This window comes from Streptomyces sp. LS1784 (genome assembly GCF_020103755.1).
Lineage (GTDB): Bacteria > Actinomycetota > Actinomycetes > Streptomycetales > Streptomycetaceae > Kitasatospora.
This window is the reverse complement of the sequence record NZ_JAHSQD010000160.1, coordinates 1-15,357: the sequence shown is the minus strand read 5'-3', so window position 1 is coordinate 15,357 and position 15,357 is coordinate 1. Positions and strand designations below refer to the sequence as shown.

The window sequence follows — 15,357 nt, the reverse complement described above, 5'->3', positions numbered from 1 at the left end:
GGCCGCGCTGGAGCGGCACGCGGCGGCGGTCCGGCTGGCGGTCGCCGAGCGGGCGCCCACCGGGCCGGAGGAGACCGCCGCACTGCTCGCCGCGGTGCTCGGCGGGCGGGAACGCTTCCACGGGCGGCAGTCGGACTACCGGCGGCTGGAGTCCTCGCTGCTGCCCGAGGTGCTGCGGCGCCGGCGCGGGCTGCCGATCATGCTCTCCCTGGTGTGGATGGCGGTCGGACGGCGGGCCGGACTGACCGTCCACGGCATCGCCCTGCCCGGCCACTTCATCGTCGCGGTCGGCGGCCCGGCGGGCGGCGAGGACTACGTCCTGGCCGACCCGTTCCACGGCGGGCGGCTGCTCGACCCGGAGGACGTCGAGCGGCTGGTCGCCGCCGCCGGGCAGGAGTTCACCCCCGCCCTGCTCACCCCTGCCCAGCCGCTGGAGATCGTGCTGCGGGTGCTCGGCAACATCCGGGTCTGGGCCACCGACCGCCCCGAGCACGCCCGCACCCAGCTCTGGGCCACCGAACTCGCCCTGCTACTGCCCCGCCACCCCGCCCAGCTGCGCCTGGAACGGGCCGAACTCCTCGTCCGCACCGGGGACTTCCTCGGCGGCTCGGCGGAGATGGACGCCTACGCGCAGATCCTCGACGCCTTCGACCCGGACACCGCCGCCAAGGTCCGGCAGGAGGCCCGGGCGGCCCGGCACCGACTCAACTGATCCCGTTCCCTACAGCCAGCCCTTCTCACGGGCGATCCGGACCGCCTCGGTGCGGTTGCGGGCGTCGGTCTTCTGGATCGCCATGGACAGGTAGTTGCGCACCGTCCCCTCGGACAGGTGCAGCCGCCTGGCGATGTCCGCGTTCACCGCGCCGTCGGCGGCCGCGCCCAGCACGTCCCGCTCGCGCGCGGTCAGCGGGTTGGCGCCCTCGGCCAGCGCGGCGGCGGCCAGCGCCGGGTCGATCACCCGCTCGCCGCGCAGCACCCGGCGGATCGCCTCCGCCAGTTCGGCGGCCGGCGCGTCCTTCACCAGGAAGGCGTGCGCACCCGACTCCATCGCCCGGCGCAGGTAGCCGGGCCGGCCGAAGGTCGTCGCGATGACCACCTTCGTGCGGGGTGCCCGGCCGCGCAGCTCGGCCGCCGCCTCGATGCCCGTCATCCCCGGCATCTCGATGTCCAGCACGGCGACCTGCACGTCGTTCGCGAGTACCGCCGCCACCACCTCGTCCCCGCGGCCGACCTGTGCGACGACGTCGATGTCCCCCTCCAGCCCGAGCAGCGCGGCCAGCGCCTCCCGGACCATCCCCTGGTCCTCGGCGAGCAGCACGCGGATCGAGGCCCCGTTGTCAGTGTCGTTCATGGCCACGACCTTAGGGCCAGTCTCCGAGGGCGACGGGCTTGCGTCTCCGGTAAGGGGAGAGTCCAGAGTGAGGTCCATGGACGGCAGCGACACGCTCTACTCGATCGGCGACCTGGCCCGCCGCACCGGACTCACCGTCAAGGCCATCCGGTTCTACGCCGACACCGGCCTCGTGCCGCCCACCGACCGCACCGCCGCCGGCTACCGGCGCTACGACGTCCACGCGCTCGCCCGGCTGGACCTCGTCCGCACCCTGCGCGAGCTCGGGCTCGACCTGCCCGCGATCCGCCGGGTGCTGGAGCGGGAGACCCCGCTGCACGAGGTCGCCGCCGCGCACGCCGAGGCGCTGGACGTGCAGATCCGCACGCTCCGGCTGCGCCGGACGGTGCTGCTCGCCGTCGCCCAACGCGGCTCCACACCCGAGGAGATGAAACTCATGCACAAGCTCGCCAAGCTCTCCGACGCCGAACGCCGGCGCCTGGTCCACGACTTCGTCGACGAGGCCTTCGGCGGTCTGGACGCCAACCCGGAGTTCGTCGCCATGATGCGCTCCGCCATGCCCGAACTGCCCGACGAGCCGCGGGCCGAGCAGGTCGAGGCCTGGGTGGAACTGGGCGAACTCGTCCAGGACCCGGACTTCCGCGCGGCGGTGCGGAGGATGGCCGAACACCAGGCCGCCGAGCGGGCGGACGGGGACCGCACCGGCCTGCACCACGCGCTCACCGAGACCGTACGGTCGCTGGTCGGCGCCGCGCTGACGGACGGCGTCGCCCCTGACTCCCCCGACGCCGACCCCGTCGTCGCCTCCCTCACCGCCGCCTACGCCGAGACCTTCGGCCGCCCCGACGACACCGCGTTGCGGCACTGGCTCCTCACCCGCCTGGAGACCGCCGACGACCCGCGCGCCGAGCGCTACTGGCAGCTGCTGGCGATCATCAACGGCTGGCCCGTCCCGGAGAGCCTGGCCGAGGTGTTCCAGTGGTTCACCGAGGCCCTGCGGGCCAGACTGTCGGAATGCTGACCCTGGAACCGCTGCGCCCCGACCACGCCGAGGCCCTGCTGGCCTTCGAACGCACCAACCGCGCGTACTTCGCCCGCAGCGTCCCGGACCGCGGCGACGCCTACTTCGCCGAGTTCGCGGACCGCCACGCCGCCCTCCTCGCCGAACAGGCCGAGGGCACCTGGCGGTTCCACGCCATCCGCGACGCGGCCGGCAACCTGGTCGGCCGCGTCAACCTCGTCGACCTCGCCGGCGGCACCGCCGAACTCGGCTACCGCATCGCCGAGTCCGCCGCCGGGCGCGGCCTCGCCACCGCCGCCGTGGCCGAGGCCTGCCGCCTCGCCGCCACCGCCTACGGCCTGACCGCCCTCACCGCCGCCACCACCTTCGACAACCCCGCATCCCAGGCCGTACTCGTCCACAACGGCTTCCGGTTCAGCCACGAGTTCCTCCTCGGCGACCGCCCCGCCCTCGCCTATCGCCGCTACCTCGCCGCCCTCGGCTGAACGCCCGTCCCGTCCGCGCCCTGGGGGCACCGCCGCCCCGGAGAACGGTGGGAGTGCGGAAGCCCGGCGGGGAGCCGACGGACGTACGGCTCAGAGCCAGCGCCGGGCGGCTTCGACGCTGTCGGCGATGCTGGTGTTGAAGGCGAGGGCGGCCTGGGGGGCGTGGCGGCGGACGAGGTTGACCACGAGCTCGAAGAACGGCAGCGCCGGTTCGGGCTTGCGGATGCCGCCGCCGATGACGACGACGTCCCAGTCGCGGCCGCCGAGGGCCGCCACGATGGCGGGTTCGGCGGTGTCGTCGGGCGCGACCAGGGTCGCGGCGGCGTCGATGCCGTGGTCGGCGAAGCGGGCGAGTTCGGCGTCGAGGACGGCCGTCATGGCGTCGCCGTCCATGCCGGGGACGGCGTGCGGGTCGAAGCCGAGAACGAGAACAGCGGTCATGTCCGCAACGACGCTCACTCCGGCTGCCCGGGTTCCCCCCGGAGGAAGCGTGCCGCGTCGACCAGGGTGAGTTTGGGGTCGGTCCAGGAGCAGACCTCCAGCCAGGAGAGCCTGCCGTCCTCGGCGAAGAGGATGACCTCGCCGTCGGAGCCGATCGCCGCCTCGGCCACCACCTCCGAGCGTGCGCCGTCCTGGACACCGGCGAAGAGGGCCGTGCTGCAGCCGCACCGGCAGCGGGACTCGACACGCAGGTGCGGGACCTGGGCGCGTAGCGGGTGGCCCTCGGGGAGGAGGAAGTCGAGGACACGGGCGACATCGGCGGGGAGGAGAGTCATGAGCTTCTGCGCAATCGTGTGGTGAGGGCGGACAGTTCTTCGATGCGGAGGAGGTGGGCGAGGAGGAGGTAGCCGACCGCGAGGACCGCGACGGCCGGCACGAGGCCGTACCGGGTCGTCCACCAGGCGGCGGCAGCGGCAGGGAGGGCGGCGGACAGCAGCTTCGTGTGGGCTCCCAGGACCCGCAGCGGCCCGAGCCGCCGGCGCAGCAGCAGGGAGGCGGCCACGCAGGTGAGCAGAAACGATCCTCCATAGCAACCCGCCATCCCGGTGACGGCCCAGCGCAGCGGCAGCAGCCGGTGGCAGAGCACCGCCCCCAGAGCGGTTGCGGCGACCGGCAGCAGGTTGAGCAGGAAGGGCGTGCGGCTGTCGCCGAGCGCGTAGAAGGCACGGGTCAGCGCGTAGCCGGCGGAGTACAGCACCAGGCCGGGCGCGAAGGCGGTCAGCATTCCGGCGATGGCCCGCACGTCCGCGGGATCGGTGCGGCCGTGGCCGAAGGCGAGCGCGCACAGCTGCGGCGCGAGGACCGCGAACGCGCAGGCCGCCGGGACGGTGACCACCCCGATGGTGCGGACGGCACGGGCGAGCAGCGCACGGACGGCCCGCGGGGAGTCGCAGGCCGCGCTGAGCGCGGGAACGGCCGCCGTCACCACCGACACCGTGACCACCCCGTGCGGCACGATCCACAGCAGGTACGCGCTGCTGTACGCGGTGTACCCGACACCCGGCAGCCCGGCCTCGGCGGCCTGCGCGCCGACCGAGGTCGACAGCCGGGTCACCACCCAGTAGCCCACCTGGTCGCCGAGCACCAGCAGCAGCGTCCACCCGGCGGCCCGAAGCGGCTCGCCGAGCCCCGCCTGCCGCCAGTCCCAGCGCGGCCGCAGCCGCACTCCGGCCGCCCGCAGGCAGGGCAGCAGCACCAGGCTCTGCGCCACCACCCCGGCCGTCGTCCCGGCGCCGAGGACGGTCAGGTCGGCGGTGTCGAAGGAACGCCGGCCGAGGTAGGCGCCGAACACCCCGATCACCACCAGGTTGTTGAGCACCGGCGCCCACGCCATCGGCGCGAACCGCTTTCGGGCGTTGAGGAGTTGGCCGAGCACGGTGAACAGCCCGTAGAAGAACACCTGCGGCAGGCACAGGTACGCCAGCAGCACGGTCTGGTCCAACTGCCCACCGCCGTACGAGGTGTACGCCCGCACGACGTACGGCGCGCCCGGCACCACCACCGCAGTCAGCACCAGCAGGGCGACCACCAGCACCGTCACCAGCCGGTCGACGTGCGCCGCCCCGCCGTCCTCCGACTCCTTCGCGGCGCGCACCAGATGGGGCACCAGCGCGGTGTTCAGCGCGCCGCCGATCAGCAGCACGAACAGGATGTTGGGCACCGTGTTGGCCACGTTGTACCCGTCCGCGAGCAGCCCCGAGCCGAGGACCGCCACCAGCAGCGCCGACCGGACGAAGCCGGTGGCCCGGGACACCACCGTCCCGGCCGCCATCACCAGGCTGGGCGGCAGCGCACGGCGCGGCTTGCGGTGCCGTGCGGCCGCGCCGGCGGTTGTTCTCGCGCCGCCGGCCGGCTCCCGGGCCCCGACGGCCCTCTCCAGGAGGACGGCCATCCCCAACCTCCGCTCGATCCGGGCACCGGCCCGAACGGGCCGGTGGAACCGGCGAGAGCATGCACCCGCGTCCCTGAAGCGAGGCTGAGAAAGCTGAAGACCGCTTAAGGAACGGATCCGGCGCCGGTGGCATCCTGATCCGCATGGAGATTCTGGTGGTGGAGGACGACGCACAGGTCGCGGCGGCCGTACGGCGCGGCCTGGAGGCCGAGGGGTACACCGTCGACCTCGCCCCGGACGGCCTCACCGGCCTGCGGCTGGCCCAGCGGCACGCCTACCGGGCGATCGTGCTCGACATCATGCTGCCCGGCCTGAACGGCTACAAGGTGTGCGAGGCGCTGCGCGCCGACGGCGTCACCACCCCGATCCTGATGCTGACCGCCAAGGACGGCGAGTACGACGAGGCCGAGGGCCTGGACACCGGCGCCGACGACTACCTCACCAAACCGTTCTCCTACCTGGTCTTCCTGGCCCGGCTGCGCGCCCTGATCCGCCGCAGCCAGACCCCGGGCCCGCTGCTGCGGGTCGGCGACCTGTGGCTGGACCCGACGGGCCGCCGCTGCGGCCGGGGCAGCGCCGAGATCACCCTCACCGAGCGGGAGTTCGCCGTCCTGCGCTGCCTGGCCGAGCATCCCGGCGAGGTGCTGTCCAAGCGCCGGATCGTCGACGAGGTGTGGGACATCGCCTTCGACGGCGAGGAGTCCATCGTCGAGGTGTACGTCAGCATGCTGCGCCGCAAGGTGGACGCCCCGTTCGGCGTCCGCTCGATCACCACCGTGCGCGGTGCCGGCTACCGGCTGGAGGCCTGACCGGTGCTCGGCAGGCTCTCCACCCGCCTGCGCACCTCGCTGGCGGCCGGCCTGGCGGCGCTGCTGCTGCTCGGCGTCGGCGCCTGGTGGCTGCGCGGCCACATGTACGACGCCCAGCTGGCCGCCGCCGAGGCGGACGCCCAGGCCCAGGCCCGCGTGATCAGCAGCGGCTACAAGCACGGCCAGCAGCTGGCGGACAACGGGCAGCTGCCGTACCTGGTACTGGACCGCGACGGCCGGGTACTGGCCATGGGCGGCCCGCTGACCACCCAGCACCTGGCCGGGGATCCGCCCGCCGCCGTACCGAACCTGGCGCCGGACGACTGGCAGTCGGTCCAGCGGGTGACCATCGGACCGGCCGGGGCGGCCGCCGCCAACCGCTACTCGGGGCGCAGCTTCACGGCGATGGGCAGCTGGAGCCCGCTGCTGCGGCAGACCGACGAGAGCGGCCAGCCGGTCAAGCCCATGGTCGGCCCGTTCACGGTGTACGTGCTGGCCACCCCGTTCGCCGCCGAGGCCTCGCTGCGCACCATCGACCCGGTGCTGCGGCTGGGCGTGCCGGTCGCCGCGCTGCTGGTCGCGCTGACGGCCTGGCTGGCGACCAGCCGGGCACTGCGCCCGGTGGAGGCGATCCGCGCCGAGCTGGCCGAGATCGGCGAGCACCGGCTGGACCGCCGCGTCCCGGTGCCGCGCTCCGGCGACGAGCTCACCCGGATGGCCCGGACCACCAACGCCACCCTGGACCGGCTGGAGCGCTCGGCCGTGCAGCAGCAGCGCTTCGTCGCGGACGCCTCGCACGAGCTGCGCAGCCCGATCGCCGCGCTGCGCACCAACCTGGAGGTCTCGCTGGCCCACCCCGAGCGCACCGACTGGCCGGCCGCCACCCGGGAGGCGCTCACCTCCGTCGAGCGGCTCCAGCAGCTCACCGAGGACCTGCTGTTCCTGGCCCGAGGCTCGCACCCGGGGGCGGCCGGCCAGTTCACCGCCGTCGACCTGTCCGCCGTGCTGCGCGAGCTCGCCGACCAGTACCGCCCGGTCCTCGGCGCCCGGCTCGCCCTGCGGGTGGACGCGCCCGAGGCGGTGCTGGTGCGCGGCAGCCGCATCCGGCTGCACCGGCTGGTGCGCAACCTGCTGGACAACGCCCAGCGGCACGCGGCCGCCGAGGTGGTGCTGTCCGCGCGGCAGGCCGCGCACGGCTGCGTCCTGGAGGTCCGGGACGACGGCCCGGGCGTGCCGCCGGAGGACCGCGAGCGGATCTTCGAGCCGTTCACCCGGCTCGACGAGGCGCGCAGCCGGGACGCCGGCGGCAGCGGCCTGGGCCTGGCCATCGCGGCGGACATCGCCACCCGGCACGGCGGCACCCTGCGGGTCGCCCACGCCCCGCGCGGTGCCCGCTTCGTGCTGGAACTGCCGTCGGCCTGAAGGGCTTCGACGGCCTAGAGGGACTTCGACACGGGCGCGGCCACCGTCCGCAGCGGGACGGAGGCCCGCAGCCGGAAGCCCTTGCCGCGCTGCCCGGGCCCCGCCTCCAGCCGCCCGCCGACCAGCGCCAGCCGCTCCTCCAGCCCGGACAGGCCGTTGCCCGGCTGGGACTTGCCCGGCCCGCGCCCGTTGTCGGTGATCTCCAGGACGGCGTAGCGTTCGCCGCTCGCCTCCCAGCTCTCGTCCGCCGTCACCGTGCAGACGGTGGCGTCCTCGCCGTGCCGGACCACGTTGGTGACGGCCTCGCGCAGCGCCCAGGCCAGCGCGCCCGCCTCCTCGTCGGCCAGCGACGGCCAGGCGTCCACCAGCTCCGGCGCGGCCTCCAGCCGGACCTGCGCGGCGGCCAGCGCGGTACGGGCGGCGGCCAGTTCGACCGGCAGGGTCGGGCGGCGGAAGCCGGTCACCGCCTCCCGGACGTCGATCAGCGACTGCCGGGCGACCTGCTCGATGTCGGCGACCTGCGCCCGCGCCGCCTCGTCCTTGCCGGCGTCCATGAACCGTCCGGCCAGCTCGCTCTTCAGGGTGATCAGCGACAGCGAGTGCCCGAGCAGGTCGTGCAGGTCGCGGGCCAGCCTCAGCCGCTCCTCGGAGGCCGCCAGGTGCGCGACCGCGGCCCGGGCCTCGCGCAGCTCCTTCATGGTGGCGACCAGCCGTTGCAGGCCGGTCATCGCGACGCCGGAGAGGAAGGCGCTGAGCGCGAAGGTGGAGATGTTGTCGACGCCGGCGTGGATCAGCAGGCCGGTCACGACGGTGAGCACGGCCATCCCGACCAGCGCCCGCAGCGCGTGGTTCAGCGGCGTGATCACCGCGAGGCACACCGAGGCGTAGATGAACATGGTCAGGAAGGCGCCGCCGAGCACGAAGGAGGAGGCCACGGCGAGCGCGATCATCGTCGCGACGGTCACCTGGCAGGCCCGCGGCCTCATCCCCGCCTGCGAGCGGAAGATCACCAGCAGGACGTACGAGACCACGAAGACCGCCAGGCAGACCCAGCCGAGCACCTGGCCGGCCAGGCTGTGGCCACCGTTGATCAGGTCGCTCGCCGGGTAGGCCAGGTAGGTCATCCACAGCAGCATCCAGGCGACCTTGACCAGCAGCTGCCGCCGGCTCTCCACCGGGGCGCCGGGGACGTTCATGAACGACACGCGCGCCACACCCACCTCCGGCTGTTCGTCGGTGCGGTGGGCCCGGCGCGCGTCACTCATGTCGATCATCATGCCTGGCGGCTGTCACGGCGGTACAGCGCCGCGGCAGCGGCCACGAACACCGCCAGGAAGGCGGCCAGCCCGGCGACCGCCACCAGGTCCAGGGAGTGCCCGGGCTGCGTGAAGGTGGCCAGCTTGTTGTACAGGTACACCGGGTTGAACCGGGCGAACGTCTCCAGCGAGCCGCTCACCGGGAACCAGGTGCCGCCGAACAGCGACATCAGCATGTACGTGATCATCACGATGGTCTGCACCGAGTCCGGCGCCGCCGCGTAGCCGAGCGCCACCCCGAGCGCGGCGAAGACGAAGCTGCCCAGCCACAGCGCGGCCGCCAGTCCGATCCACTGCGCCGCGCTGAGCTCGACGCCCTGGCTCGCGCCGACCGCGAAGACCACCAGGATCGCCGGCAGCGTGGTCACCGCGCTCGCGCCGATCTTGCCGGAGGTGTACGCCCGGCCCGGCAGCGCGGTCAGCCGCAACTGGCGCACCCAGCCGCTCTTGCGCTCCAGCGAGATCCGCTGCGCGCTGCCGGTGAGGACCGCGCCGACCGCGCCGAAGGTGGCCATCGAGACCATGAAGTAGGTCTTCACCGGCAGGCCGCCGGCCAGCTTGTCGGAGCTGTAGGCGTGGATGAAGAAGAAGTACATCAGCGCCGGGTAGGCGATGGTGAAGAGCAGGTAGCGCCGGTTGCGGAGGGTCCGCAGGATCTCCAGCCTGATCAGGGTGGTCATCGCACGCTCTCCTTCTCGGCGTCGTCCTCGCGGTCCTGCTCCCCGGTGATGGTCAGGAAGGCCTGCTCCAGGCCCAGGCCGGTGACCTCCAGCCCGCGTGGGTACAGCCCCGCCCGGTAGATGCCGGCCACGCTCGCGTCGGCGTCGGCGGTCCGGATCCGCACCGTCCGCACCCCGGGGACCCGCGCGGTGACGTCCAGCGACTGCACGCCGGGCAGCGTGCGCAGCACCCCCTCGTCGGCCGGCTGTCCGTCCCCGTCGTGGAGTTCGAAGGCGATCCGGCGGGCCCCGGCCCGCGCCTTGATCTCCGCCGAGCTGCCGTCCGCGATCAGCCGGCCCCGGTGCAGCACCAGGACGCGGTCGGCGATCGAGTCGGCCTCCTCCAGGTAGTGGGTGGCGAACAGCACCGTGCGCCCGGCGTCGGCCTGGGCCCGCATGCTCGCCCAGAACGACTGCCGCACGCTGACGTCCATGCCGGTGGTGGGCTCGTCCAGCACGATCAGGTCGCTGTCGCCCGCGATGGCCAGGGCGAAGCGGACCCGCTGCTCCTGGCCGCCGGACAGCTTGTCGACCCGCCGCTCCGCCAGCTCGGTGATCCCGGCGTCGGTCAGCACCCCCGTGACCGACCGACCGCGCGGGTGCACGTCGCAGGCGAGCCGGACCAGCTCGCGCACCTTGACGTCGGACATCAGCCCGCCGCTCTGCAGCATCGCGCCGACCCGGCCGGCCTCGATCGCCGCCCGCGGGGCGCCGCCGAACAGGGTCACGCTGCCCTGGTCGGGCTCGCGCAGGCCGAGCAGCAGGTCCAGGCTGGTGGACTTCCCGGCGCCGTTCGGCCCGAGCAGGGCGACGGTCTCGCCCGGCCTCAGCACGAGGTCCAGTCCGTCCACGGCGCGCACCCGCCCGTAGCTCTTGCCCACGCCGCGGAAGGCGGCCACCTCGGTAACCATCGCCCCGCTCCTCTCCCCTGACGGTGTCGCTTTCGGTGCTGTTCGCACCACCTCAGAGTCCCGTGCGGGCGGGTCGTGGCGGCAGTGCCCGCCGTCGTGCCTTCGGCATGACGGATGTCATGCCGGCGGCCGGTACCCGGGTCACGCCGGTGATCCGGGTACCGGCCGCGGAAGGGCTGGTCAGGGCGCGGGCGGGAGGGACCGCACGGGGCTCACACGCCCAGCGAGCGCTTCACGAAGTCGACCTGGAGCAGCAGCAGGTTCTCCGCGACCTCCTCCTGCGGGGTCATGTGGGTGACGCCGGACAACGGCAGCACGGTGTGCGGGCGCCCGGCGGCGAGCAGCGCCGAGGACAGCCGCAGGGTGTGCGCGGCCACCACGTTGTCGTCCGCCAGCCCGTGGATGATCATCAGCGGGCGCTCCAGCCCGGCCGCGTACCCGTTCAGCGAGTTGGCGGCGTACACCTCGGGCCGCTCGGCCGGGTCGCCCAGGTAGCGCTCGGTGTAGTGGGTGTCGTAGAGCTCCCAGTCGGTCACCGGCGCCCCGGCCACCGCCGCGTGGAAGACGTCCGGGCGGCGCAGCACCGCGAGTGCGGAGAGGTAGCCGCCGTACGACCAGCCGCGGATGGCGACCCGGTCGAGGTCCAGCGGGAACTCCCCGGCGAGCGCCCGCAGCGCCTCCGCCTGGTCGTCCAGGGTGGCCCCGGCGAAGTCGAAGGCGATCGACTTCTCCCAGGCCGGCCCGCGTCCGGGGGTGCCGCGCCCGTCGGCGACGATCACGGCGAAGCCCTGGTCGGCGAACCACTGCGACTGCAGGTGCGGGTTGTGCGCCTGGTAGACGCGCTGACCGCCGGGGCCGCCGTACGGGTCCATCAGGACGGGCAGCAGGCCGTCCCGCTCGCGGTCGTAGCCGGTGGGCAGGAAGACGGCTGCCGGGATGCGGCGCTCGCCCGCGAAGCGGAAGACCGGACGGGCGGTGATGACCGGGCTCTCGGCGTACGAGGCGATGGTGGCGACGTCGTCGACCGCCAGGCCCTCGGGCAGGTCCCGGGCGACCTGGACCAGGGTGCCGGGCAGGTCGGGCTCGGCGGTGGCCCGGACGGTGATCCCGCCGCCGTGCACCGCGCTGGTGACGGAGGTGAACGGCCGTCCGTTGGCGGACTCCCAGCCCAGCCGCTCGCCGTCGTGGCTGATCCGGCCGACGCCGATCCAGCCCGGCTCGGGGTCGGTCTCCTCGGCGCCGCCGGCGGCGCTGAAGAACACCTCCTCCTCGGTGACCGCGACGACCGACCGGACGTGCAGGTCGGCCCCGGTCACGGCGCGGTCGCCGATCACCAGCGCCCGGATCCCTCCCTGGTCCGAGATCCGGACCAGCTTGCCGTCCGGGGTCCAGGCCGGCGCGCCCGGGAACAGCTCCAGCCAGACGCCGTCCTTCTCCTCGTGCAGCACCTCGGTGGCGCCGGTGGCCACGTCCAGGCCGAGGATCCGCTGGCCGTGCTGGTCGCGGGTCTGGACCAGGAGCAGCGGCACGCCGCCCTTCGACCAGTGGACCCGGCCCAGGTACGGGTAGGCCTCGCGGTCCCAGACCACCTCGGTGCGCCCGCCGTGCAGGTCGAACAGCCAGAGCCCGACCTCCGCGTTGGCGGTGCCGGCGGCCGGGTAGGCGACCTCGGCGGGCTCGCGGTCCGGGTTCGCCGGGTCGGCGATCCACCAGCGGCGCACCGGGCTGTCGTCGGCCCGCTCGACCAGCAGTCGGTCACTCTCCGGGGACCACCAGAAGCCGCGGTCGCGGTCCATCTCCTCCTGGGCGATGAACTCGGCCTGCCCCCAGGTGACGTTCGGGCCGTCCGGCTCGACGAGCACCCGGTCGCCGCTGCCGTCGGTGCGGGTCAGCCGCAGTTCGCCGGCGGTGTTGGCGTACGCGACGTGGGCGCCGTCCGGGGACGGCCGCGGGTCCAGCAGCGGGCCCTCGGCGGGCAGTTCGGCGGTGGCGCCGGTGGTGAGGTCGGCGGTGAACAGGCGGCCGGAGAGGGCGAAGGCGGCCAGGGTGCCGGCCGTGTCCAGGGCGTAGCCGACGATGCCGGCCGAGCCTTCGCGGCTGCGCTCGCGGCGGGCCTTCTCGGCCGGCGAGAGGTCCTCCTCGCCGCCGCCGAGCAGCGCGGCCGGGTCGGCGGCGACCCGCTCCTCGCCGGTGGCGGTGTCGAGGGTCCAGAGCAGGTTGGCCCGGTCGCGGCCCGAGCGCGAACGGAGGAAGACGACCCGCGAGCCGTCCGGCGCGACGGAGAAGGAACGGGGCGCGCCGACGGTGTAGCGCAGGGTCCGCGCGTACTGCCGCGGGAAGGTGTCGGCAGAGGTGTGGGAGGTCATGGCACCAGACCTTATGACGCCGGACCGCCGCCCCCGGATGCTCGTTGATCACTCGTTCGGAGCATCCTCCCCAAGTACGCCCCAAAGAGGTCCAAACCGCCTCCGACCGGCCTACGCGCCCCTCGGATGCCACAACGCCCCGGCACCCGCCGGCTCACCGAGTGTAATTCCCCCCTCACCCATCGGGTATGACTTGTCCGGCGAGTGATCGTCGGACCCCGTCCCGGACCACGGCCACCCGCAGCCCCCAGTCCCGCACTGTCCCTCGCCGCCCTCCCCGGGGGCGGCGTGCCCGAGAAGGGGTGAGAGCCGACATGGCCATGAACATCTCCGCCGCCGTGCTGATGCTGGTCATCGTGGTGATCCTGATCCGCCGGTCCGGCCTGAAGCTGGCGCACGCGATCATCTGCGCGCTGCTCGGCTTCTACCTGGCCTCCAGCTCGATCGCTCCGTCGATCAGCCAGGTCACCAGCAACCTCGCCGGAATGATCAACGGCCTGAAGCTCTGACCCCCGTCACCGCAGCCCCGGGGCCTGCCGCCGAACACCCGTCTGCGGGAGTTCGGCGGCAGGCCCTAGGCTTCCTCCCATGACCGCGACTACCGGCCGCCGCCTCCTCCTGGTGCACGCGCACCCCGACGACGAGTCGATCGGCAACGGCGCCACCATGGCCCGGTACGCCGCCGAGGGCGCCCGGGTCACGCTGGTGACCTGCACCCTCGGCGAAGGCGGCGAGGTGATCCCCCCGGAGCTGGCCCACCTGACAGCCGATCGGGACGACACCCTCGGCGCGTACCGGATCGGCGAACTGACCGAGGCGATGCGCGCCCTCGGCGTGACCGACTTCCGCTTCCTCGGCGGCCCGGGGCGCTACCGCGACTCCGGGATGATGGGCGTGCCCGAGAACGACGCGCCCGGCTGCTTCTGGCAGGCGGACGTCGAGGAGGCGGCGGGCCACCTGGTCGCGGTGATCCGCGAGGTGCGCCCACAGGTGCTGGTCACGTACGACGCGAACGGCGGCTACGGGCACCCGGACCACATCCAGGCGCACCGGGTCGCGATGCGCGCGTACGAGCTGGCCGCCGACCCGGCGCACCGGCCGGAGCTGGGCCCGGCCTGGCGGACCGCCAAGGTGTACTGGAACCGGATGCCCCGTTCGGTGATCGAGGCCGGACTCGCCGAGGCCGCCGCCAAGGCGTCCTTCCCGGGCGTCGCGCAGCCCGCCGACATCCCCGGCGTGGTCGACGACGAGGCGGTCACCACCGTGCTGGACGGCTCCGCACACGCGGGGCGCAAGGCCGCCGCGATGGCCGCGCACGCCACTCAGATCACCGTGGACGGCGCCTTCTTCGCGCTCTCCAACGACCTCGCCCAGCCGCTGTTCGCCACCGAGTACTACCAGTTGGTGCACGGCCAGGCCGGGCCCGGCGAGCCGGAGGACGACCTGTTCGCCGGCCTCGTGCTCGACGCCGCACACGCCGGGGAGGACCCCCGATGAGCAAGCCCGCCGCCCGGCCGCCGCGCCGTCCGCCGGCCGCCGTCGTCCTCGGCACCCGTGAGGAGCGGCTGGCCGAGCCCCAGCCCCCGCGCGCCGCCCGGATCGCAGCCTATGCCCTGTTCTTCCTGCTCGGCGTCGCGGTGTCGATCTGCGGATCCTTCGTGCAGGCCCTGTGGCCGCCGGCGGGAGTCCTGTTGGCGCTCGCCGCGACCGCCGCCACCTTCTACGGCGGCCTGCGGGTCACCGGCACCCGGCTCGGCGCGGGCATGCCCGTGGCCGGCTGGTTCCTGGCGATGCTGCTGCTGATCGTGCCCCGGCCCGAGGGCGACAACGTGCTGTGGTCCAACGCCACCTCGCTGGCCTGGCTGTTCGCCGGCTCGGTACTGGGCGTGATCTGCGCCACTCTGCCCACCCGCACCAGTTGGTTCCCCGGGGTGCCCGGCCCCCCGCGCTGACCTGGGTCGTGCACGGCGTACGGTACCGCGTACGACGCGCAGTCAGGAGCGTACGGCCTTACTCTCATACCGGAGGAACCGGACGTATCAGGATCTGTCCGAAGCCGTTCGTCGCTCAGTTCTTCCCAGTATGGTGGTCCCGCAGAACGCCGTACCCGACCGCCGCCCGCCCCAGTCAAGGCCCGGCGACCACGAACCGCGGTCACGCCGCACGGCCCCCCGCGAACCCGGAGCAGAGCAGCATTGAGCAGCCGCGAATCTGACAACGCCCACCCGACGCCCCGGCGCACGGGTCCGGACGCCTACCCGTCGGGCACCCCGCCCTACGGCACGCCGGGGCTCCCCGGCGGCGACCGGACCGACGCCGGACCGGGCACCGCGTCGGGCGGCGAGGACGACGGTCCGAAGACCGAGACCACCCTGACCACCCGGGTCCGGATCAACATCCCCGGCTCGCGTCCGATCCCGCCGGTCGTCGTCCGCAGCACCGTCAAGAACGAGGACGGTCCGGGCGATGACGCCCCGGCCGCCGCCGAGCCCGGCGGCCCGCGACACCGCTCCGCGCCGGCCTCGCCCGTCCTCGGCGTGATGGACGACGGCGGCCGCCAGGCCG

The 15,357-nt window shown here is 74.0% G+C and carries 16 protein-coding genes and 1 pseudogene; 9 read left to right on the top strand and 8 right to left on the bottom strand.

Going from position 1 to position 15,357, the window contains the following annotated elements; genetic code table 11:
- On the top strand, window positions 1-712 hold a 712-nt coding region (locus KS423_RS19765; RefSeq protein WP_308020220.1), incomplete at its 5' end, for a transglutaminase-like domain-containing protein.
- 9 nt (window positions 713-721) lie between these two features.
- Here KS423_RS19765 and KS423_RS19760 read toward each other — a convergent pair.
- Window positions 722-1,351, bottom strand: coding sequence for a response regulator transcription factor (locus KS423_RS19760; protein WP_224280881.1), 630 nt, complete (start codon window positions 1,349-1,351; stop codon window positions 722-724).
- A 76-nt stretch (window positions 1,352-1,427) separates the two neighbouring features.
- On the opposite strand from KS423_RS19760, the gene KS423_RS19755 reads away from it, so the two are divergent.
- Together KS423_RS19755 and KS423_RS19750 are read left to right on the top strand one after the other, a co-directional pair.
- On the top strand, window positions 1,428-2,372 hold the full coding sequence (locus KS423_RS19755) for a MerR family transcriptional regulator (protein ID WP_224280880.1): 945 nt from the start codon (window positions 1,428-1,430) through the stop codon (window positions 2,370-2,372).
- Entirely contained in the window at window positions 2,366-2,857 is a 492-nt protein-coding gene (locus tag KS423_RS19750) for a GNAT family N-acetyltransferase (protein ID WP_224280879.1), read from the top strand. The genes KS423_RS19755 and KS423_RS19750 overlap by 7 nt, the downstream gene beginning before the upstream one ends.
- 90 nt (window positions 2,858-2,947) lie before the next feature.
- Here KS423_RS19750 and KS423_RS19745 read toward each other — a convergent pair whose 3' ends face one another.
- Genes KS423_RS19745 through murJ form a run of 3 tightly spaced genes read right to left on the bottom strand, consistent with a single transcriptional unit; the run spans window position 2,948 to window position 5,249 of the window.
- Window positions 2,948-3,298, bottom strand: a complete 351-nt coding sequence (locus KS423_RS19745) for a hypothetical protein (RefSeq protein ID WP_224280878.1) — start codon at window positions 3,296-3,298, stop codon at window positions 2,948-2,950.
- Between the two features lie 14 nt (window positions 3,299-3,312).
- Window positions 3,313-3,633 (bottom strand): hypothetical protein, encoded by a 321-nt coding sequence (locus KS423_RS19740; RefSeq protein WP_224280877.1) that lies wholly within the window; start codon window positions 3,631-3,633, stop codon window positions 3,313-3,315.
- A complete protein-coding gene (gene murJ / locus KS423_RS19735; protein ID WP_224280876.1) occupies window positions 3,630-5,249 on the bottom strand; it encodes a murein biosynthesis integral membrane protein MurJ in 1,620 nt (539 codons plus the stop codon). Before murJ ends, KS423_RS19740 begins: the two co-directional genes overlap by 4 nt.
- 143 nt (window positions 5,250-5,392) lie before the next feature.
- Here murJ and KS423_RS19730 point away from each other — a divergent pair, with 143 nt between their 5' ends.
- Window positions 5,393-6,058, top strand: coding sequence for a response regulator transcription factor (locus KS423_RS19730; protein WP_224280875.1), 666 nt, complete (start codon window positions 5,393-5,395; stop codon window positions 6,056-6,058).
- A gap of 3 nt (window positions 6,059-6,061) precedes the next feature.
- Window positions 6,062-7,480 carry a cell wall metabolism sensor histidine kinase WalK gene (locus KS423_RS19725; RefSeq protein WP_224280874.1) on the top strand — a complete coding sequence of 473 codons (1,419 nt, stop codon included), beginning with the start codon at window positions 6,062-6,064 and terminating at the stop codon, window positions 7,478-7,480.
- A 14-nt stretch (window positions 7,481-7,494) separates the two neighbouring features.
- Here the strand turns inward: KS423_RS19725 and KS423_RS19720 are convergent, their stop codons facing one another.
- From KS423_RS19720 to KS423_RS19705, 4 genes are all read right to left on the bottom strand, one after another.
- Window positions 7,495-8,745, bottom strand: a complete 1,251-nt coding sequence (locus tag KS423_RS19720) for a sensor histidine kinase (protein ID WP_224280873.1) — start codon at window positions 8,743-8,745, stop codon at window positions 7,495-7,497.
- An 8-nt stretch (window positions 8,746-8,753) separates the two neighbouring features.
- The gene (locus KS423_RS19715) at window positions 8,754-9,476 is read right to left on the bottom strand and encodes an ABC transporter permease (RefSeq protein WP_224280872.1); all 723 of its coding nucleotides are present in this window, start codon (window positions 9,474-9,476) and stop codon (window positions 8,754-8,756) included.
- Window positions 9,473-10,426, bottom strand: coding sequence for an ABC transporter ATP-binding protein (locus KS423_RS19710; protein ID WP_224280871.1), 954 nt, complete (start codon window positions 10,424-10,426; stop codon window positions 9,473-9,475). Before KS423_RS19710 ends, KS423_RS19715 begins: the two co-directional genes overlap by 4 nt.
- A gap of 212 nt (window positions 10,427-10,638) precedes the next feature.
- A complete protein-coding gene (locus KS423_RS19705) occupies window positions 10,639-12,792 on the bottom strand; it encodes an alpha/beta fold hydrolase (RefSeq protein WP_224280870.1) in 2,154 nt (717 codons plus the stop codon).
- A gap of 314 nt (window positions 12,793-13,106) precedes the next feature.
- On the opposite strand from KS423_RS19705, the gene KS423_RS19700 reads away from it, so the two are divergent.
- The 4 genes and pseudogenes from KS423_RS19700 to KS423_RS19685 form a co-directional block, all read left to right on the top strand.
- The gene (locus KS423_RS19700) at window positions 13,107-13,301 is read left to right on the top strand and encodes a DUF2304 domain-containing protein (RefSeq protein WP_224280869.1); all 195 of its coding nucleotides are present in this window, start codon (window positions 13,107-13,109) and stop codon (window positions 13,299-13,301) included.
- A gap of 79 nt (window positions 13,302-13,380) precedes the next feature.
- Window positions 13,381-14,289 (top strand): N-acetyl-1-D-myo-inositol-2-amino-2-deoxy-alpha-D-glucopyranoside deacetylase, encoded by a 909-nt coding sequence (gene mshB / locus KS423_RS19695; protein WP_224280868.1) that lies wholly within the window; start codon window positions 13,381-13,383, stop codon window positions 14,287-14,289.
- Window positions 14,286-14,744: a DUF6113 family protein gene (locus KS423_RS19690; RefSeq protein ID WP_224280867.1), complete on the top strand. Its 459-nt coding sequence runs from the start codon at window positions 14,286-14,288 to the stop codon at window positions 14,742-14,744. The genes mshB and KS423_RS19690 overlap by 4 nt, the downstream gene beginning before the upstream one ends.
- A gap of 243 nt (window positions 14,745-14,987) precedes the next feature.
- A pseudogene (locus KS423_RS19685) lies at window positions 14,988-15,357 on the top strand (hypothetical protein); the annotation flags it as partial.